Origin of the sequence: Nonomuraea rosea (assembly GCF_039539705.1) — a bacterium.
Taxonomy (GTDB): domain Bacteria; phylum Actinomycetota; class Actinomycetes; order Streptosporangiales; family Streptosporangiaceae; genus Nonomuraea; species Nonomuraea rosea.
Genome location: NZ_BAABDQ010000040.1, coordinates 59,760 through 83,663, shown reverse-complemented (window position 1 = coordinate 83,663; position 23,904 = coordinate 59,760). Strand labels below are relative to the sequence as shown.

21 protein-coding genes are annotated in these 23,904 nt (G+C 72.2%); 12 read left to right on the top strand and 9 right to left on the bottom strand.

The window, feature by feature from the left end; translation table 11 throughout:
- Nucleotides 1-4 precede the first annotated feature (4 nt).
- A complete protein-coding gene (gene add, locus ABEA43_RS53075; protein ID WP_345574311.1) occupies nucleotides 5-1,027 on the top strand; it encodes an adenosine deaminase in 1,023 nt (340 codons plus the stop codon).
- 141 nt (nucleotides 1,028-1,168) lie between these two features.
- Here add and pgl read toward each other — a convergent pair whose 3' ends face one another.
- The 6 genes from pgl to tkt are packed head-to-tail and all read right to left on the bottom strand — an operon-like array spanning nucleotide 1,169 to nucleotide 9,203.
- The gene (pgl, locus tag ABEA43_RS53070) at nucleotides 1,169-1,942 is read right to left on the bottom strand and encodes a 6-phosphogluconolactonase (RefSeq protein ID WP_345574310.1); all 774 of its coding nucleotides are present in this window, start codon (nucleotides 1,940-1,942) and stop codon (nucleotides 1,169-1,171) included.
- A gap of 2 nt (nucleotides 1,943-1,944) precedes the next feature.
- Nucleotides 1,945-2,859 (bottom strand): glucose-6-phosphate dehydrogenase assembly protein OpcA, encoded by a 915-nt coding sequence (locus tag ABEA43_RS53065; RefSeq protein ID WP_345574308.1) that lies wholly within the window; start codon nucleotides 2,857-2,859, stop codon nucleotides 1,945-1,947.
- Nucleotides 2,859-4,460: a glucose-6-phosphate dehydrogenase gene (gene zwf, locus ABEA43_RS53060; RefSeq protein ID WP_345574306.1), complete on the bottom strand. Its 1,602-nt coding sequence runs from the start codon at nucleotides 4,458-4,460 to the stop codon at nucleotides 2,859-2,861. The genes ABEA43_RS53065 and zwf overlap by 1 nt, the downstream gene beginning before the upstream one ends.
- 1 nt (nucleotide 4,461) lies before the next feature.
- The gene (locus ABEA43_RS53055) at nucleotides 4,462-6,075 is read right to left on the bottom strand and encodes a glucose-6-phosphate isomerase (protein ID WP_345574409.1); all 1,614 of its coding nucleotides are present in this window, start codon (nucleotides 6,073-6,075) and stop codon (nucleotides 4,462-4,464) included.
- Entirely contained in the window at nucleotides 6,075-7,166 is a 1,092-nt protein-coding gene (gene tal, locus ABEA43_RS53050; protein ID WP_345574304.1) for a transaldolase, read from the bottom strand. The genes ABEA43_RS53055 and tal overlap by 1 nt, the downstream gene beginning before the upstream one ends.
- 6 nt (nucleotides 7,167-7,172) lie before the next feature.
- Complete coding sequence (gene tkt, locus ABEA43_RS53045; RefSeq protein ID WP_425570594.1) at nucleotides 7,173-9,203, bottom strand: transketolase; 2,031 nt, start codon at nucleotides 9,201-9,203, stop codon at nucleotides 7,173-7,175.
- A 334-nt stretch (nucleotides 9,204-9,537) separates the two neighbouring features.
- Between tkt and ABEA43_RS53040 the strand changes: the two genes are divergently transcribed.
- Together ABEA43_RS53040 and ABEA43_RS53035 are read left to right on the top strand one after the other, a co-directional pair.
- Nucleotides 9,538-10,482, top strand: coding sequence for a heme o synthase (locus ABEA43_RS53040; protein ID WP_345574299.1), 945 nt, complete (start codon nucleotides 9,538-9,540; stop codon nucleotides 10,480-10,482).
- A 119-nt stretch (nucleotides 10,483-10,601) separates the two neighbouring features.
- Nucleotides 10,602-11,795, top strand: coding sequence for a PrsW family intramembrane metalloprotease (locus ABEA43_RS53035; RefSeq protein ID WP_345574297.1), 1,194 nt, complete (start codon nucleotides 10,602-10,604; stop codon nucleotides 11,793-11,795).
- On the opposite strand, the gene ABEA43_RS53030 is transcribed toward ABEA43_RS53035, so the two are convergent.
- On the bottom strand, nucleotides 11,771-12,478 hold the full coding sequence (locus ABEA43_RS53030; RefSeq protein WP_345574295.1) for a SanA/YdcF family protein: 708 nt from the start codon (nucleotides 12,476-12,478) through the stop codon (nucleotides 11,771-11,773). The two genes, ABEA43_RS53035 and ABEA43_RS53030, sit on opposite strands and share 25 nt — an antisense overlap.
- Before the next feature lie 61 nt (nucleotides 12,479-12,539).
- A complete protein-coding gene (locus ABEA43_RS53025; protein ID WP_345574293.1) occupies nucleotides 12,540-13,526 on the bottom strand; it encodes a COX15/CtaA family protein in 987 nt (328 codons plus the stop codon).
- 123 nt (nucleotides 13,527-13,649) lie between these two features.
- On the opposite strand from ABEA43_RS53025, the gene ABEA43_RS53020 reads away from it, so the two are divergent.
- The 8 genes from ABEA43_RS53020 to ABEA43_RS52985 are packed head-to-tail and all read left to right on the top strand — an operon-like array spanning nucleotide 13,650 to nucleotide 21,277.
- The gene (locus ABEA43_RS53020; protein WP_345574291.1) at nucleotides 13,650-14,828 is read left to right on the top strand and encodes an NAD(P)/FAD-dependent oxidoreductase; all 1,179 of its coding nucleotides are present in this window, start codon (nucleotides 13,650-13,652) and stop codon (nucleotides 14,826-14,828) included.
- On the top strand, nucleotides 14,825-15,067 hold the full coding sequence (locus ABEA43_RS53015; RefSeq protein WP_345574289.1) for a (2Fe-2S)-binding protein: 243 nt from the start codon (nucleotides 14,825-14,827) through the stop codon (nucleotides 15,065-15,067). The genes ABEA43_RS53020 and ABEA43_RS53015 overlap by 4 nt, the downstream gene beginning before the upstream one ends.
- Complete coding sequence (locus tag ABEA43_RS53010; RefSeq protein WP_345574287.1) at nucleotides 15,064-16,728, top strand: FAD/NAD(P)-dependent oxidoreductase; 1,665 nt, start codon at nucleotides 15,064-15,066, stop codon at nucleotides 16,726-16,728. The genes ABEA43_RS53015 and ABEA43_RS53010 overlap by 4 nt, the downstream gene beginning before the upstream one ends.
- A gap of 49 nt (nucleotides 16,729-16,777) precedes the next feature.
- Nucleotides 16,778-17,671 carry a dihydrodipicolinate synthase family protein gene (locus ABEA43_RS53005; RefSeq protein ID WP_345574285.1) on the top strand — a complete coding sequence of 298 codons (894 nt, stop codon included), beginning with the start codon at nucleotides 16,778-16,780 and terminating at the stop codon, nucleotides 17,669-17,671.
- Entirely contained in the window at nucleotides 17,668-18,669 is a 1,002-nt protein-coding gene (locus ABEA43_RS53000) for a proline racemase family protein (RefSeq protein ID WP_345574283.1), read from the top strand. Before ABEA43_RS53005 ends, ABEA43_RS53000 begins: the two co-directional genes overlap by 4 nt.
- Nucleotides 18,666-19,649 carry a proline racemase family protein gene (locus tag ABEA43_RS52995; protein WP_345574281.1) on the top strand — a complete coding sequence of 328 codons (984 nt, stop codon included), beginning with the start codon at nucleotides 18,666-18,668 and terminating at the stop codon, nucleotides 19,647-19,649. Before ABEA43_RS53000 ends, ABEA43_RS52995 begins: the two co-directional genes overlap by 4 nt.
- Nucleotides 19,646-20,596 carry an ornithine cyclodeaminase family protein gene (locus ABEA43_RS52990; protein ID WP_345574279.1) on the top strand — a complete coding sequence of 317 codons (951 nt, stop codon included), beginning with the start codon at nucleotides 19,646-19,648 and terminating at the stop codon, nucleotides 20,594-20,596. The genes ABEA43_RS52995 and ABEA43_RS52990 overlap by 4 nt, the downstream gene beginning before the upstream one ends.
- 12 nt (nucleotides 20,597-20,608) lie before the next feature.
- Nucleotides 20,609-21,277 carry a GntR family transcriptional regulator gene (locus ABEA43_RS52985; RefSeq protein ID WP_345574277.1) on the top strand — a complete coding sequence of 223 codons (669 nt, stop codon included), beginning with the start codon at nucleotides 20,609-20,611 and terminating at the stop codon, nucleotides 21,275-21,277.
- A gap of 300 nt (nucleotides 21,278-21,577) precedes the next feature.
- Here the strand turns inward: ABEA43_RS52985 and ABEA43_RS52980 are convergent, their stop codons facing one another.
- On the bottom strand, nucleotides 21,578-22,498 hold the full coding sequence (locus ABEA43_RS52980; RefSeq protein WP_345574275.1) for an EamA family transporter: 921 nt from the start codon (nucleotides 22,496-22,498) through the stop codon (nucleotides 21,578-21,580).
- Between the two features lie 114 nt (nucleotides 22,499-22,612).
- On the opposite strand from ABEA43_RS52980, the gene ABEA43_RS52975 reads away from it, so the two are divergent.
- Nucleotides 22,613-23,887, top strand: coding sequence for an MFS transporter (locus tag ABEA43_RS52975; protein WP_345574273.1), 1,275 nt, complete (start codon nucleotides 22,613-22,615; stop codon nucleotides 23,885-23,887).
- Nucleotides 23,888-23,904 lie beyond the last annotated feature (17 nt).

Sequence of the window (23,904 nt, the reverse complement as noted above, 5' to 3'; positions counted from 1 at the left end):
CGGCATGACCACCCTCGACGCCTTCATCGACGCGCTTCCCAAAGTCGAGCTCCACGTTCACCTGGTGGGCTCGGCCTCCGTCCCCACCGTGCTGGAGCTCTCCCGCCGCCACCCCGGCAGCCGCGTCCCCACCAGCGAGGAGGACCTGCGCCGCTTCTACACCTTCCGCGACTTCCCGCAGTTCGCCCAGGTGTACGCCGCCGTCAACGACCTGGTACGGGAGCCGGAGGACGTGGCGACCCTCGTGCTCGGCCTGGCCCGCGACCTCGCCCCGCAGGGCGCCCGCTACGTGGAGCTGCAGGTCACGCCCTACGCGCACCACATCGTCGGCATGCCCATGCGCGAGGTGACCGAGGCGCTCGACCTGGCCGCCCGCCGCTCGCTGAGCGACCACGGCGTGGAGATGGCCTACATCTTCGACATCCCCGGCGAGTTCGGTGCGGAGGCCGCCAAGGTGACGGTGGAGCACGCTCTCCAGGAACCTCCCGCCGCGCTGGTAGGTTTCGGCATCGGCGGGATCGAGCAGGAGCGGCCGAAATATCGTGACGCCTACCGTTCCGCGTTTTCGGCGGCGCGGGCGGCCGGGCTGCACAGCGTCCCGCATGGCGGCGAGATGTCCGGCCCCGAGACGATCTGGGAGGTCATCGAGGGCTACGGCGCCGAGCGCATCGGCCACGGCATCAACTGCCTCGAAGACCCGCGCCTCGTCGCCCACCTGCGCGAGACGCAGCTCCCGCTGGACGTCTGCCCGACCTCCAACGTCTGCACCGGGCAGGTCGGCGTGATCGGCGACCACCCGCTGCCCCGGATGCTCGAAGAGGGCCTGTACGTGACGCTCAACAGCGACGACCCGCCCATGTTCGCCACCACGCTGGCGCAGGAGTACCGGGTGGCGGCCAGGGAGTTCGGGTTCGGGAAGGAGGAGCTGGCGTTGCTCGCACGCAACGGGGTCCAGGCGTCCTACCTCGGCGAGGACCGCAAGCGGGCCCTGACGGCCGAGATCGACGCACTGGTCGCCGCCGGCTGACGAATGAGGCCGAGCGGCCGACGCATGGGGCCGGGGGACCGGCACGACCGGCTGACGCATGGGGCCGGGGACCGGGACGACCGGCCGACGCGTGCGGCCGAGGGCGGGCGGCGTACCGGAAGGGACGCCGCCCGCGGACGGTCACGGGGAGGAGATCCGCCCCAGCCCCGGCGGGATCTTGCCGGCCGCGGCCCGGTCCAGCAGGAACAGGGTCCGCCCCCGGCCCTTGGCGCCCGCGGCCGGGACCTGGACGTAGCCCGACTCGGACAGGGCCAGGCGCACCGCGCCCGACTTCTCCTCACCGGCCGCCACCACCCACACCTCGCGCGCGGCCTGGATGGCGGGCAGCGTCAGGCTGATGCGGGTGGGCGGCGGCTTCGGCGCGCCGTGCACGGCCACCACCGGACGCGTGTCGTAGAGCGCGGGCATCCCGGGGAACAGCGAGGCGATGTGCGCGTCCGGGCCCATGCCGAGCAGCATCACGTCGAAGCCCGGCACCGGCCCGTGGTCCTCCGGCCTGGAGGCCGCGCGCAGCTCGGCGGCGTAGGAGTCGGCCGACTCCTCGGCCGACATGCCCGAGTCGGGCCCGCGCATGACGTGCACCCGCTCGGGATCCAGGTCCACGTGGTCGAGCAGGGCCTCGCGGGCGCCCGTCTCGTTGCGCTCCTTGTCGCCGGAGTGCAGGAACCGCTCGTCGCCCCACCAGACGTCCAGGCGCCGCCAGTCCACGGCGTCACGCGCCGGCGTGGCGGCGATGGCCGCCAGCGTGGCGATGCCGACCGAGCCACCGGTCAGCACGATCGACGCCGACCCCTTGGCCGACTGCACGTCGACCAGCCGGGTGATGATCCGCGCCGCGACGGCCTTGGCCAGCACGTCGGCATTGCGGTGCACGACCACGTTCGGAACGCTCACGATCATCCCTTGTACGTCCGGGCGAAACGCTTGACGGAGGCCTCGTAGATCTCGTCGCTGTCGAGCCTGCGCAGCTCCTCGGCCAGCAGCTCCGAGGTGTGCCGGCGGGCCAGGGCCACGTTCCGGTCCGGCTGGCCGGGCCGCGAGAGGGTGGCGAGCCGGGAGTCGGCCCTGCCGACCACCAGCTCACCGTCGCCGAGCTGCAGGCGTACGGACGTCAGGCCGGGACCGCCGGAGTCGGCGACCTTGATCGGCGCCCCGAGCCGGTCGGACAGCCACGCGGCCAGCAGCGGCGCGCTCGGATGCCCCGGAGAGGCCTCCACGACCCCCTTGCGCACCTTGCCCACGGGCTGGTCGAACGCGGCGGCCAGCAGGCTGCGCCACGGCGTCAGCCGGGCCCAGGCCAGGTCGGTGTCGCCGGGGGCGTAGCCCTTGGCCCTGACCACCAGCGACCTGACGCCGCCGTCGTCGAAGCCCTTGGCGTCGGTGATGCGCCGCTGCGCGAGCGCCCCGACCGCGTCCTTGGAGGGCACCTCGGGGGCCTTGCCCGGCCACCACACCACCACCGGCGTGTCGGGCAGCAGCAGCGGGCTGACGACGGAGTCGGCGTGCTCGGTGAGCTCGCCGTACAGCCGCAGCACCACGACCTCGCCCGGCGTGGACTCGCCGATGCGCAGCTCGGCGTCGAGCCTGATCTGCTCGTCCTCCTCGCGGTTGATCACCACGATGATGCGCGACGGGTGCTCGCGGGCCGCCTCGGTGGCCGCGCGCAGCGCGTCGTACTGGTGGCGCTCCTCGCAGACCACCACCAGCGTCAGCACCATGCCGATGGCGGGCGCGCCCATCTGGTGGCGCAGATGCATGAACTGCGCCGAGATCTTCCCGGCCGTCGTGTCCGACAACATGAACGTCGTCATCAGAGCCTCCTCCAGACGCGGCCGTCGCGGGCCATCATCGCGTCGGCCGACTCCGGCCCCCACGAGCCCGCCTCATAGGGCTGGGGCTGGCCCTGCGTGCCCCAGAACTCCTCGATCGGGTCGAGGATCTTCCACGACAGCTCGACCTCCCGCTGGTGCGGGAACAGCGGCGGGTCGCCGATCATCACGTCCAGCAGCAGCCGCTCGTACGCCTCCGGCGACGACTCCAGGAACGACTCCCCGTAGGCGAAGTCCATGGAGACGTCGCGCACCTCCATCGCCGTCCCCGGCACCTTCGACCCGAAACGGACCGTGATGCCCTCGTCCGGCTGCACTCTGATCACCAGCGCGTTCTGGCCCAGGATCTCGGTGTCGTCCTTGCTGAAGGGCAGGTGCGGCGCCCGCTGGAACACGACCGCGACCTCCGTCACCCGGCGGCCCAGCCGCTTGCCGGTGCGCAGGTAGAACGGCACTCCCGCCCACCGGCGGTTGGCGATCTCCAGCTTGATGGCGGCGTAGGTCTCGGTCGTGGACTCGGTCGAGATGCCGTCCTCCTGGAGGTAGCCGACGACCTTCTCGCCGCCCTGCCACCCCGCGGAGTATTGCCCGCGCGCCGTGTTGAGCCCCAGGTTGGCCGGCAGTTGCACGGCCTTGAGCACCTTCTCCTTCTCCCGCCGCAGCGCGGAGGCGTCGAACGAGGTCGGGTCCTCCATCGCGACGAGCGCGAGGAGCTGGAGCAGGTGGTTCTGGATGACGTCGCGGGCCGCGCCGATGCCGTCGTAGTAGCCGGCCCGCCCGCCGATCCCGATGTCCTCGGCCATCGTGATCTGGACGTGGTCGACGAAGCTGCGGTTCCAGATGGGCTCGTAGAGGTTGTTGGCGAACCTCAGGGCCATGATGTTCTGGACGGTCTCCTTGCCCAGGTAGTGGTCGATCCTGAAGATCGAGCTCTCCGGGAAGGCCGAGGTGGTGATCTCGTTCAGCTCGTGGGCCGACTTCAGGTCGTGGCCGAACGGCTTCTCGATGACCACGCGCCGCCACGATCCCTCGGGCGCGTCGGACAGCTTCGTCCGCTTGAGCTGCTCCACCACCACGGGGAAGAACTTCGGCGGCACCGACAGGTAGAAAGCGTAGTTTCCGCCGGTGCCCCTCGTCTCGTCGATCTCAGCCAGGGCCATGGCCAGCGCGTCGAACGCCCCGTCGTCGGAGAACTCGCCGGGCACGAAATGGATGCCCTCGCGGATCTGTTTCCAGACCTCCTCGCGGAAGGGCGTCCTGGCGTGCGCCTTGACGGCGTCGTGCGTCAGCTGGGCGAAATCCTGGTCTTTCCAATCGCGCCGGGCGAAGCCGACCAGCGAGAAGCCGGGCGGCAGCAGCCCCCGGTTGCCCAGGTCGTAAATCGCCGGCAGCAGCTTGCGCTTGGCCAGGTCACCCGTCACGCCGAACAACACCATCACACACGGTCCGGCCACCCGGGGCAGCCGCTTGTCACGCGGATCGCGCAGCGGGTTGGCGGCCGCCACTTCCAAAGTGGTGGCGATTCCCGCGACGGCGGCCGCCACGGTGGCGGCTTCCTCCGCGGGTGCTGCCGGTTCTGTCATCTCAAGCCTCCTGTACGGCTTCGAGCAGCCGCGCGACTCCGGCCGCGCGGTCGGTCAAATGCAGGCGTACGGCCGGCCGCCCGCGGGTTTCGAGCGCGCCGAGGTCACCGAGCGCCTGGGCCAGCTGGAGCCGGCCCAGCGTGTAGGGCCGTCCCGGCACCGCGACGTCGTCCGTCACCACGCCCGTGATCTGCAGGAAGACGCCGTTCTGGGGCCCGCCCTTGTGGTACTGGCCGGTCGAGTGCAGCAACCGCGGCCCCCACCCGAACGTCACCGGCCGGTCGGTACGCATCGCGAGCAGCGCCCGCAGCGTCGCCGGATCGGCCATCATCCAGGCGTCGGTCATCTGCTCGAAGTCGGCCCCCTCAGGCACCGGGGCGTCGAACGCCGCCAGCCGGTCGAGGTAGGCCATGATCGCCAGATAGCCGCCGTCGGGGATCGCGCGCAGCAGCTCCGCGAACACCCCGGGCAGGTCCTTGGCCGTGACCGCGCCGTAGACCTCGACGGGCCCGTCCGCGAACGCCGGGGCGCCGGTCGGCAGGTCGGGCAGCGCCAGCAGGGCGGCGGTGTTCTCCTTCGACTCGGCCACGTTCGGCTGGTCGAAAGGGTCGATCTCCAGCAGCAGCCCGGCGACGGCGGTGGCGTACTCCCAGACCAGGAACTGCGCGCCCAGCGGGCCGTCCACGCGTACGTCGCCGATGTCGGACTCGATCGCGACGATCAGCTCGTCGCCCGCCTGGGCGGGGTCGGCGCCCACGACCGGCAGGATCCCCCTGCCCCGCTTGCCGGTGGACTCCGCGACGAGCTGCTCGATCCAGTCGGGCAGCCCGTTGATGGGGGAGAGCTGGTCTTCGAGCAGCAGCTTGTCGCGCCCGGCCAGCGCCGCGCCGCCGAGCGCGGCCCCCAGGTCGAGCCCGGGGTTGCCGGTGTCGCGCGAGAGCAGCGGCAGCACGTCCTCGGCGTCGTCGAGCAGCCGCTCCACGTCGGCGCCCGCCAGCGCGCTGGGCACCAGCCCGTACGCCGACAGCGCCGAGTAGCGGCCGCCCACGTCCGGCATGGCCAGCACGAGCTGGTGACCGCCGTCCACGGCCAGCTGCTCCAGCGGCGAGCCAGGATCGGTGACGACCACGATGCGGCCGGCCGGCTCGATGCCCGCGTCGGCGAACAGCCGCTGGTAGATCCGCAGATGACAGTCCGTCTCCACGGTCGAGCCGCTCTTGCTCGCCACGACCACGATCGTGGCGTCGAGCCGGTCCGTCAGCGCGCGGCGCACCTGCCCGGGGTCGGTCGTGTCGAGCACGGTGAGCGGCACGTCGGCGGTGGCGCAGATGACCTCCGCCGCCAGCGACGAGCCGCCCATGCCGGCCAGGACCACGTTCGTCAGGCCCTCGGCGCGGGCCCTCTCGCCGAGCTTGCCCAGCTCGGGCAGCAGCTCGCGAGAGGAGCGGGGCAGCGTCAGCCAGCCGAGCCTGACCGCCGCCTCCGCCTCGGCGTCCTCACCCCACAACGTGGGGTCGCCGCCGGCGAGCCGCGCGGGCACGCCGTCGGCGACGAGGCGCCCCGCGAGGGAGGAGGCGGCCGAAGCCACCCCCTCCTCGCGGTAGGAGACCTCCATCACGGAACCAGGTTCTTGGTGACGCTCTCCAGCAGCTCGTTCCAGGACGCCTCGAACTTCTCGACGCCCTCGTCCTCCAGGACCTTCACCACGTCGTCGTAGTCGACGCCGGCGTCCTTGAGCGCGGCCATGGTGTTCCAGGCCTGCTCGTAGAACGGCCGCACGGTGTCGCCCGAGATGTTGGCGTGGTCGGCCACCGCGTCGAGCGTCTTCTCCGGCATGGTGTTGACGGTGCCGGGGGCGACGAGCTGGTCGACGTACATCGTGTCGGAGTATTCGGGGTTCTTCACGCCGGTCGAGGCCCACAGCGGCCGCTGCGGGCGGGCGCCCGCGGCGCGCAGCCGCTGCCAGCGCTCGGAGTTCGAGACCTCCTCGAACGCCGCGTAGGCCAGGCGGGCGTTGGCGATGCCCGCCTTGCCCTTCAGCTCCGGCTTGCCGACCTTGTCGAGGCGCTTGTCGATCTCGGTGTCCACGCGGCTGACGAAGAACGAGGCCACCGACTCGATCGAGGCCAGGTTGATCCCCTTGGCCTGCGCGGCCTCCAGCCCGGCGAGCCAGGCGTCCATGACCGCGCGGTAACGCTCGAGGGAGAAGATCAGCGTGACGTTGACGCTGATGCCCTCGGCGAGCGCCTGCGTGATCGCGGGCAGGCCCTCGGCCGTGGCCGGGATCTTGATGAACAGGTTGGGCCGGTCGACCAGCCACCACAGCGCGCGGGCCTCGGCGATCGTCCTGTCGCTGTCGCGGGCCAGGCGCGGGTCCACCTCCAGCGAGACGCGGCCGTCCACGCCGCCGCTGGAGTCGAAGACCGGGCGCAGCACGTCGGCGGCCCAGCGGATGTCGTAGGTGGTGATGGCCCGCACGGCCTCGCCCACGTCAACGCCGCGCACGGCGAGGTCGTGGAGCTGGGCGTCGTAGGCGTCGCCCTTGCTGAGCGCGCCGGCGAAGATCGTCGGGTTGGAGGTCACCCCGACGACGTTCTTCTCGCGGATGAGCTGCTCCAGGTTGCCGGTGCGCAGCCGCTCCCTGCTGATGTCGTCGAGCCAGATGGCCACGCCCTGGCTGGACAGCTTATTGAGGATCTCACTCATGTTCGTTCAGTTTCCCGTCGTCTCGCCCTTGTCCTGACCCAGCTTGGCCAGGCTCGCCCTGGCCGCCGCCGCCACGCGCTCCGCCGTCAGCCCGAACTGCTCGTACAAAGTCTTGTACGGGGCCGAGGCACCGAAGTGTTCGAGGCTGACCACTTCTCCGCACTCGCCGACGAACTGGTGCCAGCCGAGTCCGATGCCCGCCTCGACCGCCACCCGGGCTCGGATGGCGGAGGGCAGGACGGTCTGCCTGTATGCGGATTCCTGCCCGTTGAACCACTCGACACACGGCATCGACACCACGCGCGTGGGGATGCCCTGCGCCTCCAGCAGTTCGCGTCCTTCGACGGCGACCTGCACCTCGCTGCCCGTGGCGATGAGGATCACCTTGGGCTGGCCGTCGGACGCCTCGCGCAGCACGTAGCCGCCGTGCGCCACGCCGTCGGCGCTGGTGCCCTCGTAGACCGGGAGGTTCTGCCTGGTCAGCGCCAGCGCGGCGGGCCGGTCGGTGTGCTCCAGCACGGCCTTCCACGCGTACGCGGTCTCGTTGGCGTCGGCCGGGCGCACCACGTCGAGGCCGGGGATCGCGCGCAGCGCCCACAGGTGCTCGATCGGCTGGTGGGTCGGGCCGTCCTCGCCGAGGCCGATGGAGTCGTGCGTCCACACGTACGTGACCGGCAGCTTCATCAGCGCGGCCAGGCGCACCGCCGGGCGCATGTAGTCGGAGAAGACCAGGAACGTGCCGCCGTACGGGCGCGTGCCGCCGTGCAGCGCGATGCCGTTGAGAATCGCGCCCATGGCGTGCTCGCGGATGCCGAAGTGCAGCGTGCGGCCGTAGCGGTTACCCGGGAACGCCTTGGTCTGGTATTCGTCGGGGATGAAGGACGGCTCGCCCTTCATCGTGGTGTTGTTGGACTCGGCCAGGTCGGCGGAGCCGCCCCACAGCTCGGGCAGCACCGGCGCCAGCGCGTCGAGCACCGAGCCCGAGGCCTTGCGGGTGGCGACCGACGTGCCGGTCTCGAACGACGGCAGCGCGGAGGCCCATCCGGCCGGCAGCTCGCGGTGGGAGATGCGGTCGAGCTCGGCGGCGCGCTCGGGGTTGGCCAGCCGCCATTCCGCGTACGACTTCTCCCACTCGGCGTGGTCGGCGCGACCGCGCTGGGCGATGCCCCGGGCGTGCTCCAGCACCTCGGCGGAGACGTCGAAGCTCTTGGCCGGGTCGAGGCCGAGGATCTCCTTGGTCGCGGCGATCTCCGCCTCGCCCAGGGCCGAGCCGTGGATCTTGCCGGTGTTCCGCTTGTTGGGGGCGGGCCAGCCGATGATGGTGCGCAGCCGGATGAACGACGGCCTGTCGGTCTCCGCCTTGGCCGCCTCGAGCGCGTCGTAGAGCGCCTGGACGTCCTCCTCGTAGTCGCCGGAGGAGGTCCAGTCGACGCTCTCGGTGTGCCAGCCGTAGGCCTCGTAGCGCTTGACCACGTCCTCGGACTTGGCGATCAGCGTGTCGTCCTCGATGGAGATGTGGTTGTCGTCGTACAGGACGACGAGGTTGCCCAGCTTCTGGTGGCCGGCGAGCGCGCTGGCCTCGTGGCTGATGCCCTCCTCGATGTCGCCGTCGCTGACGACGCACCAGATGTGGTGGTCGAACGGCGAGGCGCCCGCCTCCGCCTCGGGGTCGAACAGGCCGCGCTCGCGGCGGGCCGCCATCGCCATGCCGACCGCGTTGCCCAGGCCCTGGCCCAGCGGGCCCGTGGTGGTCTCGACGCCCGCGGTGTGACCGTGCTCCGGGTGACCCGGCGTGAGGCTGTCCCACTGGCGCAGCCGCCTGAGGTCGTCGAGCGTCAGGCCGTAGCCGGAAAGGTAGAGCTGGATGTAAAGGGTGAGGCTGGTGTGCCCGCACGACAGCACGAACCGGTCGCGCCCGATCCAGTTCGGGTCGGTCGGGTCGTGCCGCATCACACGCTGGAACAGCAGGTATGCGGCGGGGGCCAGGCTCATGGCGGTGCCGGGGTGGCCCGAGCCCGCCTTCTCCACTGCGTCCATCGCCAGGGCTCGAACGACGTCGACCGCCCGGCTGTCCAGGTCGGTCCATTCAAGGGCTGGCACGAGTTCGGTGCTCAAGTGCTCGGTCTCCGGAGTCTAGTTGTCATTGGTTATGCCGGTTGGCTATCCCGCCCACACGGGACCCTAACCGAGTGGAGCTGGCGATCGATTCCCATTCCACCCTCGCGTGTCCATGTGCGGCGCAAGCCCCCCATTGGCCGGACCGGCCGCCCCTGCGACTACAGTTTGGTTGTTCGCAGGGGCGTCACGGCGCCCACCCATGGATCCGCTCTATCAGAGGTTACGCGTTGACTCCGCACAGGCTGGAAGCGCCTTGACGGTGCTGACCAACAAGCAGGCCACGGCCCCATCACCGCAGGTGGGGAAGCCGCGCTCGATCAGCACGACCGTGAAGGCCTACATCGCGCTCACCAAGCCGCGGATCATCGAGCTGCTGCTGATCACGACGCTGCCGGTGATGTTCCTCGCGGCGGGCGGCCTGCCGCCGCTGTGGACGTCCATTTCGGTCATGGTGTTCGGCACCCTATCGGCGGGCAGCGCCAACGCGCTCAACTGCTACGTCGACCGCGACATCGACTCGAAGATGCGCCGCACCCGGCGCAGGCCGCTGGCCAGGCACCAGGTGTCGCCGCGCGGCGCGCTGATCTTCGGGATCGTGCTGGGCATCCTGTCCACCGCCGGCCTGTGGCTCACCACCAACTGGCTGGCCGCGGTGCTGGCCCTCGCGGCGATCCTGTTCTACGTGCTGGTCTACTCGATGCTGCTGAAGCGGCGCACCGCCCAGAACATCGTGTGGGGCGGCATCGCGGGCTGCATGCCCGTCATGATCGGCTGGGCCGGCATCACGGAGCGGCTCGACTGGGCGCCGCTGGTGCTGTTCGGCGTGGTGTTCTTCTGGACGCCGCCGCACACCTGGACGCTGGCCATGCGCTACAAGGAGGACTACGCGGCGGCCAAGATTCCGATGCTGCCGGTCGTGGCCACCGAGCGCCGGGTCATCATGGAGTCCATCGCCTACACCTGGGCGACGGTGCTGTGCTCGCTGGCGCTGTGGCCGGTGGCGGGCACCACGCTGTTCTACCCGGCCGTGGCGGCCGTGCTCGGGGTCATGTGCCTGTGGGAGGTGCACCGCCTGCTGGGCCGGCTCAACGCCGGCAAGACCGGCGTCGATCTGCGGCCCATGCGCTTCTTCCACTGGTCGAACGCCTATCTGGCGCTGCTCTTCCTCGCGGTCGCGATCGATCCGCTGCTCGCCTGACGCGCTTCTGGCCGAAGATGAACGACATCCATGTCCGTACGGTGACGAGTGACTACCCGCGTCGCGGGTCGGCGCGGACCGGCACGGACCCCGGCAGCCTGATCCGTTAAAGTCACTTTATGGCGACCCGTGATCCACGCTGGGTGTTGAAGGACCGCCCATCGTTCGCATTGATCATCGGGCTTGTCCTCACCGGCATCTGCGCTCTCGTCTCGTTCTCCTTCGACGTGCTCAACGGCGCGCCGGTGCAGTTCTTCATCGCGCTCGTGCTGGCCCTGGCGCCGGTGCCGCTGCTGCTGGCGGGGGTGCTGGCGCTCGACAGGATGGAGCCGGAGCCCCGCAGCAACCTGATCTTCGCCTTCGCGTGGGGCGCGGGCATCGCGGTGCTGGCGGCGGGCGTGGTCAACTCCCTCAACCTGCACTACATCATCGACACCGCCCGGCTGTCGGAGGCCAGCGCCCGCAACATCGCGGCCACGTTCGGCGCCCCCGTGGTGGAGGAGACGATGAAGGGCCTGGTGCTGCTGGGCCTGCTCAAGTTCCGCAGGGCCGAGCTCGACGGGCCCACCGACGGCATCATCTACGCGAGCATGGTCGGCCTCGGCTTCGCCATGAGCGAGAACGTCAGCTACTACATCGCCGCCCTCAACTCCGAGGCGGGCGTCAAGGGGCTGGCGGTCACGGTGGTGCTGCGCGGCATCCTGTCGCCGCTGGCGCACCCCCTGTTCAGCTCCATGATCGGAGTCGGCGTCGCCTACGCGGCCCAGCGCGGCGGCTCCGAGCGGGTCTTCTACATCCTGGCCGGCTGGTCGGGCGCGATGGTCCTGCACGGCCTGTGGAACGGCCTGGCCTCCTACGGCGGCTTCCCCGGGCTCGTGGTGGCCTACCTGGCGCTGCTGGTCGTGCTCGTCGTGCTGATGGGCGTGGTGTTCAGGGACCGGCGGCGCATCGTCGCGCTCATCCACCGGTATCTGCCGCCGTACGAGCCGACCAAGCTGGTCACGCAGGCCGACGTCTACATGCTGTCGGCGTTCGCCAGGCGGCGGCAGGCCAGGCAGTGGGCCAAGGCCCACGGCGGCAAGCGCGGGCTGCGCGCGATGCGCGACTACCAGCTCGCCGCCACCGAGCTGGGCCTGCTGCACGAGCGGGCGGCCCGGCACATGGTCGACGAGCAGGTCTTCCACGAGGAGCAGCGGGCCCTGCTGGAGTGCATGAGCACCGCCCGCGCGGACTTCCCCGTGCCGTCGATGCACGCCAGGTCGGTCGCCAGGGGCAGCCCGCCACCCGGCTACGCGCCGGGCGCGCCCGGCTGAGCCAGGATCCGGGTGAGCGAGACCTCGCGCGGCCCGGGGTAGACGGGGTCGGAGTGCAGGATCTTCGCGTCGGCGAACGCCTTGGCGGTGGCGAACAGCTCGCGGGCGGCGTAGACGTAGGTGATCGAGGCCCATCTCCTGGCCGAGTCGTCACCCGCCCCGAACGTCTCCAGCCCGGCCGTCCTGCACAGCGTCACGGCCCTCGGCATGTGGAACTCCTGCGTCACCACGGTGATCCGCTCGGCCCCGAACACCTTGCGCGCCCGCACGCACGAGTCCCACGTGTCGAACCCGGCGTAGTCCAGCACCATCACCGCGTCGGGCACGCCCTTGCCGCGCAGATAGTCGCGCATGACCGTGGGCTCGTCGTAGTCCTTGCGGCTGTTGTCGCCCGAGAGCAGCAGCGCTCGCACCTTGCCCGCGTGGTAGAGGTCGGCGGCGATGTCGAGCCTGCGGGCCAGCATCTGGGTGGGCTGCGTGCCGTACACGCCGGCGCCCAGCACCAGCGCCGCCTGCGTCACGGGCACGCGGGCCAGCCAGCCGTCGCCCTCGGCCGCCGCCCGATGCCCCGAGCTGCTGAGCCAGGCCCAGGTCATGGGTGCGAGCGCGAGCACGCTGAGCCCCACCAGACCTTGGTACGCACGGCGCAGCGTCTTACGCGTGGGACGGACTTTTCCGAGCAAATCGCACACCTCCGAGGGCGGGGGAGTGGCGGACTTAGCACCCCATACCCTGGCATATCCCTCAGACGGCAGCGGCCGCTTCGGCGGGGGAGTGGCCGGCCGGGACCGTCTCGGGGGTCCGCTCGCGCAGCGAGGTGACCACCCTGAGCGCCGCGATCCACACCACCGTGGAGCCGAGCACGTGCAGCAGGACCAGCACCGCGGGCACGGCCAGGAAGTACTGGGTGTAGCCGATCACGCCCTGGGCCAGCTCCACCCCGAGCAGCGCCAGCGCCGCCCGCCTGGCGGGCCTGGGCGCCTTGCTCACGTGCAGCGCGAGCAGCAGCGCGAACGTCAGCCCGACCACGATGTAGACGATGTCGGCGTGCAGCCGCGCCACGGCCTCGATGTCCAGGTCGAAGCGCGAGGCCATCACGTCGCCCGAGTGCGGGCCCGTGCCGCTGACCACCACCCCGGCCACCAGCAGCGCGAACACCGCCGCGAGCAGGGCGTAGCCCAGCCGGCGGAGGTCGCGGTGCACCACCCGCCTGGCGGGGCCGTCGCCCTCGCCCGAGCGCGCGTACAGCATCCAGCAGGCGGCGATCAGGCCGGTGGAGATCAGGAAGTGCATGCCGACCGTGAACGGGTTGAGCATCGTGCTGACCACCAGCCCGCCCCAGAGGGCCTGGGCCACGATCCCCACCGGCTGCAGCGCGGCCAGCCACAGCAGCGAGCGCCTGCGCGGCGCCATGCGCAGCACCGCGAGCACGCACACGGCCCCCACCGCCAGCACCAGGAACGTCAGCAGCCGGTTGCCGAACTCGACGAACATGCTGATCATCGAGACCTCGGGGTGCGGGGCCGGCAGGAAGCTGTCCGGGGTGCACTTCGGCCAGGTCGGGCAGCCGAGCCCGGACCCGGTGACGCGCACGCCCGCGCCCGTCACCGCGATGCCCGCGTTCACCACGACCGACGCCATCGCCCAGCCGCGCATCGTCCGCGTGGTGGGCGCCCAGAAGGAGAGCAACAGGCGCACGAGAGGGTTGGCGTGGTCCGTGGGTAGCTTCACGTCATCGATGGTAAGGGCCTGGTCGTCCGGTCCGCCCACCGGGAACCGGCTCTCGTCCCAGCCCGTGGGAACGGACTTCTCAAGCCACAAAGTATGTGACATATTACTGAGCGGGAGGTGTCGATGTCCGACGTGATCGTCGTCGGCGCGGGAGTGGTGGGGGCGGCCTGCGCCTACTACGCCGCGCGTGCGGGACTTGACGTGACCGTGGTCGACCGCGGGCCCGTGGCGGGCGGCACGACGGGCTCGGGTGAGGGCAACGTGCTGGTGTCCGACAAGGAGCCGGGGCCGGAGCTCGACCTGGCCGTGCTGTCGAACCGGTTGTGGCGCTCGCTGGCCGAGCCCGGCCCTGAGAGTGGCGCTGCGGATGACGCTGCGGGGGGCGGCTTCGAGTTCGAGGCCAAGGGCGGGCTGGTCGTCGCGGAGACCGGCGAGGTGCAGCGGCAGCTGGCCGAGCTGGCCGCCAAGCAGGGGGTGGAGCACACCATCGTGGCCGCGGGGTCCCTGCGCGAGTACGAGCCGCACCTGGCGGGGGATCTGGCCGGCGGCGTCCACTACCCGCAGGACGCCCAGGTGCAGCCCATGCTGGCCGCCGCCCGCCTGCTCAGGCACGGCGGCGACCGCTTCGGCCACGGCACGCTGCGGCTGCGCCTGGGGGTCACGGTGACCGGGGTCACGAGCTCGGGAGACCGGCTGACGGGCGTCCGCACCTCGCACGGCGACGTGCGCGGCGACGCTGTGATCAACGCGGCGGGCACGTGGGGCGGCGAGGTGGCCGCGCTGGCCGGCGTGCACCTGCCGATCCTGCCCAGGCGCGGCTTCGTCCTCGTCACAGAGCCCCTCGCCGAGCCGCTGATCAGGCACAAGGTCTACACCGCCGCCTACGTGACGAATGTGGCCAGCGACTCGGCCGACCTGGAGACCTCGGCCGTCGTGGAGGGCACCCCGGCGGGGACCGTGCTCATCGGGGCCAGCAGGGAACGGGTCGGGTTCGACAGGACGACGTCCGTCCCCGTGCTCGCGCGGCTGGCCGAGCAGGCGGTCGCGCTCTTCCCGGCGCTGCGGGACGTGCGGGCCATCAGGTCGTACTGCGGGTTCCGCCCGTACTGTCCCGACCATCTGCCCGTCATCGGCGCCGACCCGCGCATGCCCGGCCTGTACCACGCGTGCGGCCACGAAGGGGCGGGCATCGGGCTCGCGCCGGCCACCGGTCACCTGCTCGCGCAGCTGCTCACCGGGGCCGAACCCGATCTCGACCTGCGTCCCTTCCGTCCGGACCGCTTCGCAGAGGAGACGCTGTGACGTTCCACATCACGATCGACGGCCGGTCCGTGCCGGTCGTGCCAGGACAGACGATCGGCGCGGCGCTGCACGCGGCCGGGGTGCGGTCGTGGCGCAGCACCCGGTTCGAGGGGCGGCCGCGCGGACTGTTCTGCGGGATCGGGGTCTGCTTCGACTGCCTGATCTCCGTCAACGGGCGGGGTCCTGAGCGGGCCTGCCTGGTCGAGGCGGCTCCCGGTGACGAGGTGACGACGTCATGACGTACGACCTGGTGGTGGTGGGCGGCGGGGCCGCCGGGGTGGCGGGCGCGCTCACGGCGGCGCAGGCCGGGCTCCGCGTGGCACTCGTCGACTCGGCGGCGCGGCTCGGCGGCCAGTACTTCCGCCACACCGCCCGCCCTGAGCCCGCTTCCGGGCCCGCTTCCGGTGCGGACGCGGCGCTCGGCCGGTTCCTGCGGCAGGCGCGGGCGCTCGGCGAGCGGGCCGACCTGCTGCTGCGACATCAGGTGTGGAGCGTGGCCCGCGAGCCGGACGGCGGCCTCGTCGTGCACTGCGTGACGCGGGATCCCGGAGCCTCGGGCTCGCCGGTGGAGCGGCCCGTGGCCGTGCGGGCGCGGCGGCTGCTGATCGCCACCGGCGCGTACGACCGGCCGCTGCCCTTCCCCGGCTGGGACCTGCCCGGCGTGCTCACCGCGGGCGGTGCTCAGGCGCTGCTCAAGGGCAACGGCGTGGTGGCGGGCGGGCGGATCGTCGTGTCCGGCACCGGGCCCTTCCTGCTGCCCGTGGCGACCGGGCTGGCCGGCGCGGGGGCCAGGGTGCTGGGCGTGTTCGAGGCCAACGGCGGGCTCGGGCTGGCCAGGCATCCGCTGCTGGCCCTGGGCAAGGCCGGGGAGGCGGCCGGGTACGCGGCGAAGCTGGCCCGGCACGGGGTGCCGTACCGGACGCGCCAGGCGGTGGTCGCGGCGCACGGCGAGCGCCAGGTGGAGGCCGTCACCGTGGCCAGGCTCGACAAGGACTGGAACGTTCTCGCCACCCGCGTCGTCGAGTGCGACACCGTGGCCACCGGGTTCGGGTTCCTGCCGCAGATCGAGCTGGGCGTGCAGCTCGGCTGCGAGACCCGGGCGGACGTGGACGGCAGCCCTGTGCTGAACGTCGGCGGCGACCAGCGCACCACCGTCCCCGGGGTCTGGGCGGCCGGCGAGCCCACGGGGGTGGGCGGGTGGCGGCTCTCCGAGCTGGAGGGCCGGATCGCCGGCCTGACCATCGCCGCCGACGCCATCGGCCCTCCAGCCAGTGGTGCGGCCAGTGGTGCGGCCAGCGGTATCGCCAGCGGTGTGGCCAGCGGTGCCAGCGCTGCGGCCGGTGGTGCCGGTGGTGAGGTGGCGGGGGTGCTGGCGCGGCGGCGCGCGCGGTGGCGGGCGTTCGGCGCGGCGTTGCAGCGGGCGTACCCGGTACAGCCCGGCTGGCAGGGGTGGCTGCGGGACGACACGCTGGTGTGCCGGTGCGAGGAGGTGCCGCTGGCGCGCGTACGTGAGGCGCAGGATCTCGGCGCCACCGACGCGCGCTCCGTCAAGCTGCTGGCCAGGCCCGGCATGGGCTGGTGCCAGGGCCGCATCTGCGGCTACGCCGTCTCCTGCCTGGCAGGGGAGCCGCCGCAGCCGCCCCGCCGCCCGATCGCCCAGCCTGTCACGCTCGGCGCCCTCAGCGCCGCCGGTGCCCCGAGCACGTCCAGCGCTACCGGTGCTCCGAGCACGTCCAGCGCTACCGGTGCTCCGAGCACGTCCAGCGCTTCCGGTGCTCCGAGCACGTCCAGCGCCGCCAGTGCCCCGAGCACGTCCAGGGCTTCCAGCATCCCCGGCACCAGCGCCCCCGGCACTCCCGGCGACGCGCCCGGCGGGGGCGATGCCGATGGATCCCCCTGAGACGTGAGACCCGATCCACTTCACACGACCCTTTAGACGGAGGACTTCGATGGACAACCGCAGCAAGCCCTGGCACGGCGTCATGGTCGCCACCGCGCTGCCCCTGCACGACGACCTGTCGGTCGACTTCGACGGCTTCGCCGGCCACTGCCGCTGGCTGGTCGGGAACGGCTGCGACGGCGTCGTGCCGAACGGGTCGCTCGGCGAGTACCAGACGCTCACCCCGGAGGAGCGGACCCGGGTGATCGAGGCCGCGGTCGAGGCCGTCGGCGGCGCCCGTGTGATGGCGGGCGTGGGCGCGTACGGCGCGGCCGAGTCCCGCCGCTGGGCCGAGCAGGCCGGCGCGGCGGGCTGCGGCTCGGTGCTGCTGCTGCCGCCGAACTCCTACCGGGCCGACGAGCGGGCCGTCGTCGCGCACTACCGCGAGGTCGCCAAGGCCGGCGTGCCGATCGTGGCCTACAACAATCCGTACGACACCAAGGTGGACCTGACGCCCGCGCTCCTCGCCAAGCTGCACGAGGAGGGGCTCATCGTGGCGGTGAAGGAGTTCAGCGGGGACGTGCGGCGGGCGTACGAGCTCGCCGAGCTGGCCCCCGACCTCGACCTGCTGGTCGGCTCCGACGACGTGCTGCTCGAACTGGGCGTGGCCGGGGCGGTAGGGTGGGTCGCCGGCTACCCGAACGCGCTGCCCGCCGCGAGCGTCGCCCTCTACCGCGCCGCGCTCGACGGCGACCTGGACACCGCGCTGCCCCTCTACCGCACGCTGCACCCGCTGCTGCGCTGGGACTCCAAGACCGAGTTCGTCCAGGCCATCAAGCTGTCGATGGACCTGGCGGGGCGGCACGGCGGGCCGTGCAGGCAGCCCAGGCTGCCGCTGGCCGGAGAGCAGGCCGCCGTCGTGCGCGCCGCGACCGAGAAGGCACTGGCAGAAGGGCTGCGATGAGGACCAAGCGCGTATTCCACGCCGTCGACTCCCACACCGAGGGCATGCCCACCCGCGTGATCACCGGCGGGGTGGGCGTGGTCCCCGGCGGGAGCATGGCCGAGCGGCGCGTCTACTTCCGTGATCACCTCGATCACATCCGCACCCTGCTGATGACCGAGCCGCGCGGCCACGCGGCCATGAGCGGCGCCATCCTGCAGCCGCCCACCAGGCCGGACGCGGACTGGGGGGTGCTGTTCATCGAGGTGTCGGGGCTGCTGCCGATGTGCGGGCACGGCACCATCGGCGTGGCCACCGTGCTCGTCGAGACCGGCATGGTGGAGGTGGTCGAGCCGGTTACCACCGTGCGCCTGGAGGTCCCGGCCGGGCTCGTCGAGGTGGACGTGGCCGTCGAGGACGGGGCCGCCACGTCGGTGACCCTGCGCAACGTGCCCTCCTATTGCGACAGGCTCGACGCCACCGTGAACGTGCCCGGATTCGGGGAGATCCCGTACGACCTGGCGTACGGCGGCAACTTCTACGCCATCGTGAACCTCGACCACTACGGCCTGCCCTTCGACCGCAAGGCCAAGAACGAGATCATCGCCGCCGGGCTGGCCACCATGGAGGCGATCAACGCCGCCGACGAGCCCGTGCACCGCGAGGACGACCGCATCCGCGGCTGCCACCACGTCTACTTCGCCGCCCCCGGCTCCGACGCCCACCACTCGCGGCACGCCATGGCCATCCACCCGGGCTGGTTCGACCGCTCGCCCTGCGGCACCGGCACCAGCGCCAGGATGGCCCAGCTGCACGCGCGCGCCGAGCTGCCGCTCGGGCGGGACTTCGTCAACGAGTCGTTCATCGGCACCAGCTTCACCGGCAGGCTCCTGGAGGAGACCACCGTGGGCGGCGCGTCCGCCGTCGTCCCCTCCATCACCGGCCGGGCCTGGATCACCGGCACCGCCCAATACTTCCTCGACCCGCGCGACCCGTTCCCCGCCGGGTTCGAGCTGTGAACGGGCGGCCGATCACCACCGTCGACTACCACACCGGCGGCGAGCCGTTCCGCATCGTGACCGGCGGCGTGCCCGAGATCCCCGGCGCCGACGTGCTCTCGCGCCGCGCCACCGCCGCCTCGTCCGCCGAGTTCGACGACGTCCGGCGGCTGCTGTGCCATGAGCCGCGCGGGCACGCCGACATGTACGGCTGCTTCCTCGTCCCGCCCGACGACCCCGGCGCCCATCTGGGCGCGCTGTTCTGGCACAAGGACGGCTTCTCCACCGCCTGCGGGCACGGCACGATCGCGCTGGGCGCGTACGCGGTGCACGAAGGGCTGGTCGAAGCGGACCCGGACGGCGAGACCGACGTGGTCGTCGACGTTCCGTCCGGCCGGGTCACGGCACGGGTGCGCAGCTCGCGCGGCCGGGTGGAGTCGGTGACGTTCGTGAGCGTCCCGTCCTACGTGATCGCCAGGGACGTGGTCGCCGCCGGTACGAAGGTGGACATCTCGTACGGCGGCGCGATCTACGCGTCGATGCCCGCGGGAGCGCTCGGGCTGTCGGTGGCGCCCCAGCACCTGGGCGCGCTGGTCGAGCACGCCCGGCTGGTCAAGGCCGACCTGGCCCGGCATCCGGCCTCCAGGCACCCGTCCGACGACCGGCTGTCCGGCGTCTACGGGGTGATCTTCTACGACGAACTGCCGGAGACCGGCGGCGCGGCGCACCAGCGCAACGTGACCGTGTTCGCCGACGGCGAGGTGGACCGCTCGCCCTGTGGGTCGGGCACGGCCGCCCGGCTGGCGCTGCTGCACGACTCGGGATTGCGCGGGCCGCTGATCCACAGCAGCATCGTGGGCAGCACGTTCCGCGCCCGCGTGGCCGGTCCCGCGGGCGAAGGAGTCGTTCCCGAGATCGAAGGCATGGCCTACCGGACCGGCAGGCACGCGTTCGAGCTCGATCCAGGGGATCCGATCGGTTTGGGGTTCACGCTGCGATGACCGCTCTGCCATATCTCGACGCGGACACGCTGGAGCGGCTGGTGCCGGTCGGGCGGGCCGTACAGATTCTGGAGGACGCCCTGCGCGCCGGGCTCGATCCCGAGCGCACGCCGCAGCGGCCGATCGTGGAGCTGCCGGCCGGGCAGCTCCTGCTGATGCCGGCCGCGGCCGGCCGGTACGCCGGGGTGAAGGCCGTCACCATCGCGCCGGGCAACCCCGGGCTGGGGCTGCCCCGGATCCAGGGGACGTACCTGCTGCTCGACGGCGGCACCTTGGCGCCGCTGGCGGCCATGGACGGGATCGCGCTCACCTCGCTGCGCACGCCGGCCGTCTCCGCGCTCGCCGTCCGTCATCTGGCGGATCCCGAGGCCAGGCGCCTGGTGGTGTTCGGGAGCGGGCCGCAGGCGTGGGGGCACGTGCTGGCGCTGCGCGCGGTGCGGCCCGTGGAGGACGTGACCGTGGTCGGGCGGGACGCGGACCGCGCCGAGGCGCTCGCCGTCCGATGCCGCGAAATCGGCCTCACCGCCCGCGCCCTGCCGGCCCCCGTCGTGGCTGGTGGCGCGGTCGCGGAGGCGGTGGCCGGGGCGGATCTCATCGCCTGCTGCACGACCGCCAGGGAGCCGCTGTTCCCCGGTAAGCTCGCCCGCGACGGCGTCACCGTCGTCGCGGTCGGGTCGCACGAGCCCGGCGCCCGCGAGCTCGACGGCGACCTCGTCGCCCGCGCCACCGTGGTCGTCGAGGCCAGGTCGGCCGCCCTGGAAGAGGCGGGGGATGTGATCATCCCGATCTCCCAAGGTACGATCGCGACTGGTCATCTCGCCGGTAACCTCGCCGAGCTGATCGCCGGAGGAGTGGTCACCGGTCCGGGGCCGCGCGTGTTCAAGAGCACGGGCATGGCGTGGGAGGACCTCGTGGTCGCGGCTGCCGCTTATGAGGCGTGGATATGAAGGGATGGGCGGATGGCTGCCGATGACCGGCTCGACCTGCCGATGGTGGGGGAGCGGCAGAGCCTGCGCGAACAGGTCGCGCACGCGCTGCGCGCCGCGCTGATCACCGGTGAGATGCGCCCCGGCGTGGTCTATTCCGCACCGGTGCTGGCCGCGCAGTTCGGCGTCTCGGCGACGCCCGTCCGCGAGGCCATGCTCGACCTGGCCAAGGAGGGCCTGGTCGAGGCGGTGCGCAACAAGGGCTTCAGGGTGACCGAGCTGTCCGACCGCGACCTCGACGAGCTCACCGAGATCCGCCAGCTCATCGAGGTGCCCACCGCGGCGAGGCTGGCCGACAGCTCGCGGGCGGAGGAGTTCGAGCGGCTCAGGCCCATCGCCCAGGAGATCGTCTCGGCCAGCGAGCGCGGTGACCTGCTCGCGTACGTGGACGCCGACCTGCGCTTCCACGTCGAGCTGCTGGCGCTGTCCGGCAACGCCCACCTGGTCGAGGTGGTGCGCGACCTGCGTAACAGGGCCAGGCTCTACGGTCTGTCCCAGCTCTCCGAGCGCGGCACGCTGGGCGATTCCGCCAGGGAGCACCTCGCGCTGCTCGACGCGCTCAAGAGCGGCGACGCCGCGGGTGTGGCGCAGCTCATGGAGGAGCACATCGGCCACGTACGCGGCATTTGGGCCGAGCACTGAATTCTGACATTTAGGGATCGGGCACCCGCCGGGGAAGGTACTCTCAATCTGAGGCCGACCGGACGGCGCCACGCGCGACGGTCCGCCTTCCTGATCCTCATCGGACCGACCCGGTCTCCCCTGGGGCCACCCAGTTTCAGGAGGCCGGCGTCAGCTTGGTCAGGCGGACCCCCGCACTCCGCTGACCTTCCGCGGGCTCGGCACACCCCGCCCATCGCCGAGCCCTCCGCCGCGCGCCCGAGACCCCATCCCACGGGCGCGCGGCGGGCCCTCCAGGGCCGCTCACTCCTTGAGGGCCGCTTACTCCTTGCGCCGGGAAAGCCGGGTCGAGCCCAGGCTGGCGGCCACGATGCAGATGATCGCCGCCCACTGCTGCACCTGCAGGAACTCGTGCAGCAGCAGCACCCCGATCAGCGCCGCCACGGCCGGCTCCAGGCTCATGAGGATGCCGAACACATGCTTGGGCATCCGCCGCAGCGCCTGCAGCTCCAGCGAGTACGGGATCACCGACGACAGCAGCCCCACGCCCAGCCCGATGAGCAGCAGCTCAGGCTGCAACAGGTCGGCCCCGCCGGTCGCCACACCCACGGGAGCGATCACCACGGCCGACACGATCATCGCGAACGACAGCCCGCTCGTGCCCGGGAAGCGCTGCCCGGCCGCCGCGGACAGCAGGATGTAACCGGCCCAGCAGGCCCCCGCCGCCATCGCGAACGCGATGCCGATCCAGCTCACCGACGCCGACTGCCCCCAGGGCGCGAACAGGACCACGCCCGCCCCGGCCAGCCCGATCCACAGCAGGTCGATCCGGCGCCTGGACGCCGCCACGGCCACGCCCAGGGGCCCCAGGAACTCGATCGCCACCGCGATCCCCATCGGCAGCCGGGCCAGGGCCTCGTAGAAGGTCAGGTTCATGACGGCGAGGGTGACGCCGAAGCCGATGCCCACCGCCCAGTCGCGCCAGGCCAGGCCCTTCAGCCGCGGCCTGACCAGCGCGCCCATGATCAGCGCTCCGGCCCCGATGCGCAGGAACACCACCGCGCTCGGCGGCAGCGCCGCGAACAGCTCCTTGGCGAAACCCGCGCCGAGCTGCACCGACACGATGGCCAGCAGCACGAGCCCCGGGGGCGGGACCGAGTCGGCGGCCGTCCGCAGCAGGCTGCCCGGCCTGGGCAGGCCGGAGCCGCGGTCGAGTGGGTCATCCAGGGCGAAGGCGGTCACGGGACTCCTCAAGGAGAACGAGGGCAACCGTCAGAGCGTACTCAGGCCGCGCGACATTCCCCCATTTAGGGTGGGATTACTGCTTTTGTTGGGGACAAACAAGCAAATGAGCTCATGAACGCCCCCGTACTTCCCCTCACCCTCACCGGCCCGCCGAGGACCCTGTCCCTGGCCGCCGCCGTCAGCAGCTTCGACCGCTTCGCGGTGAGCCCGATGCTCGTGCTGATCTCGACGGATCTCGGAGTCCCGCTCTCCGCGTCCATCACCGCCGCCAGCGGCTACTACCTGGCGTACGGGCTGACGCAGCCGCTGTGGGGGGTGCTGTCCGACCGGTTCGGGCGGGTCCGGGTGATGCGCGGGGCGCTGTTCGGCGCGGCGCTGGCCGGGGTGGTCTCCGCGCTGATGCCGGTGCTCGGGGCGCTGGTGGTGGCCAGGGTCGTGACCGGCGCGTGCTTCGGCGCCGTCATCCCGACCGCGCTGACGTACGTGGGCGACACCGTGCCCACGTCCGTGCGCCAGCGCGCGCTGACGGACCTCATGGGCGCCGCCGCACTCGGCACGGCCGCGGCCACCGGGCTCGGCGGGGTGGTGGCGGGGCTGCTGGACTGGCGGGTGGCCTTCACGGTGCCCGCGGCCTGCGCCCTGGTCTGCGCCGTCCTGCTCCGCACCCTCCCCGAGCCACCACGCGCCCGCCTCGGCGCGCAGGACCGCGTGGGGGTGGCCGGGCCGGAGCGCGCCCGCTCCGGCGCGCAGGACCGGGCCGCCGGGGGAGGGACTGGGGTGGGCGGGTATCTGGGTGCGGTGCTCGGGCATCCGTGGGCGCTGCTGGTGTTCGGGCTGGCGTTCGTCGAGGGCGCGATCCTGCTGGGCGTCCTGCCGTTCCTGGCGCCCGCGCTGGAGCACACGGGGCTGGCCACCGCCGTGGCGGGCCTGGCCATCACCGCGTACGGGCTGGGCCTGTGGCTGCTGTCGAAGCTGGTCAAGCGGCTGTCCGGGCGCTGGCCGACACCGGTGCTGATGGCCGTGGGCGGTGCGCAGCTCTGCGCCGGGTTCGCGCTCGCGGCGGTGCACGTGAGCCTGCCCACGGTGGCCGTCACGGCGCTGCTGCTCGGCGGCGGCTGGTCGTTCCTGCACTCCTCGCTGCAGACCTGGGCCACCTCGGTGGTCCCCGAAGCCAGGGGGACGACGATCGCGTTCTTCGCCTCCGCGCTGTTCGTGGGCAGCGCGGTCTCGCCGTGGGCCGCCGGGCCGCTGGCCGAGCAGGGCCGTTACGCGCTGCTGTTCTGGCTGGCCGCCGGCGCCGTGGTCCCGCTGACGGCGGTCGCCGCGCTCACCCGCCGCCGCTACGGCGCCCTGCGTACGGAAGGCCCCCAGCCCCAGCCGGAGTGACCGCCCGAAGGCCCCGA

Bases quoted from the DNA above. Each gene is read 5' to 3' on its own strand.
- add (WP_345574311.1), top strand. From the start codon at position 5: ATGACCACCCTCGACGCCTTCATCGACGCGCTTCCCAAAGTCGAGCTC.
- ABEA43_RS53065 (WP_345574308.1), bottom strand. From the start codon at position 2,859: ATGACGACGTTCATGTTGTCGGACACGACGGCCGGGAAGATCTCGGCG.
- zwf (WP_345574306.1), bottom strand. From the start codon at position 4,460: ATGACAGAACCGGCAGCACCCGCGGAGGAAGCCGCCACCGTGGCGGCC.
- ABEA43_RS53055 (WP_345574409.1), bottom strand. From the start codon at position 6,075: ATGGAGGTCTCCTACCGCGAGGAGGGGGTGGCTTCGGCCGCCTCCTCC.
- tal (WP_345574304.1), bottom strand. From the start codon at position 7,166: ATGAGTGAGATCCTCAATAAGCTGTCCAGCCAGGGCGTGGCCATCTGG.
- tkt (WP_425570594.1), bottom strand. From the start codon at position 9,203: ATGGACGCAGTGGAGAAGGCGGGCTCGGGCCACCCCGGCACCGCCATG.
- ABEA43_RS53035 (WP_345574297.1), top strand. From the start codon at position 10,602: ATGGCGACCCGTGATCCACGCTGGGTGTTGAAGGACCGCCCATCGTTC.
- ABEA43_RS53020 (WP_345574291.1), top strand. From the start codon at position 13,650: ATGTCCGACGTGATCGTCGTCGGCGCGGGAGTGGTGGGGGCGGCCTGC.
- ABEA43_RS53010 (WP_345574287.1), top strand. From the start codon at position 15,064: ATGACGTACGACCTGGTGGTGGTGGGCGGCGGGGCCGCCGGGGTGGCG.
- ABEA43_RS53005 (WP_345574285.1), top strand. From the start codon at position 16,778: ATGGACAACCGCAGCAAGCCCTGGCACGGCGTCATGGTCGCCACCGCG.
- ABEA43_RS53000 (WP_345574283.1), top strand. From the start codon at position 17,668: ATGAGGACCAAGCGCGTATTCCACGCCGTCGACTCCCACACCGAGGGC.
- ABEA43_RS52990 (WP_345574279.1), top strand. From the start codon at position 19,646: ATGACCGCTCTGCCATATCTCGACGCGGACACGCTGGAGCGGCTGGTG.
- ABEA43_RS52985 (WP_345574277.1), top strand. From the start codon at position 20,609: ATGGCTGCCGATGACCGGCTCGACCTGCCGATGGTGGGGGAGCGGCAG.
- ABEA43_RS52975 (WP_345574273.1), top strand. From the start codon at position 22,613: ATGAACGCCCCCGTACTTCCCCTCACCCTCACCGGCCCGCCGAGGACC.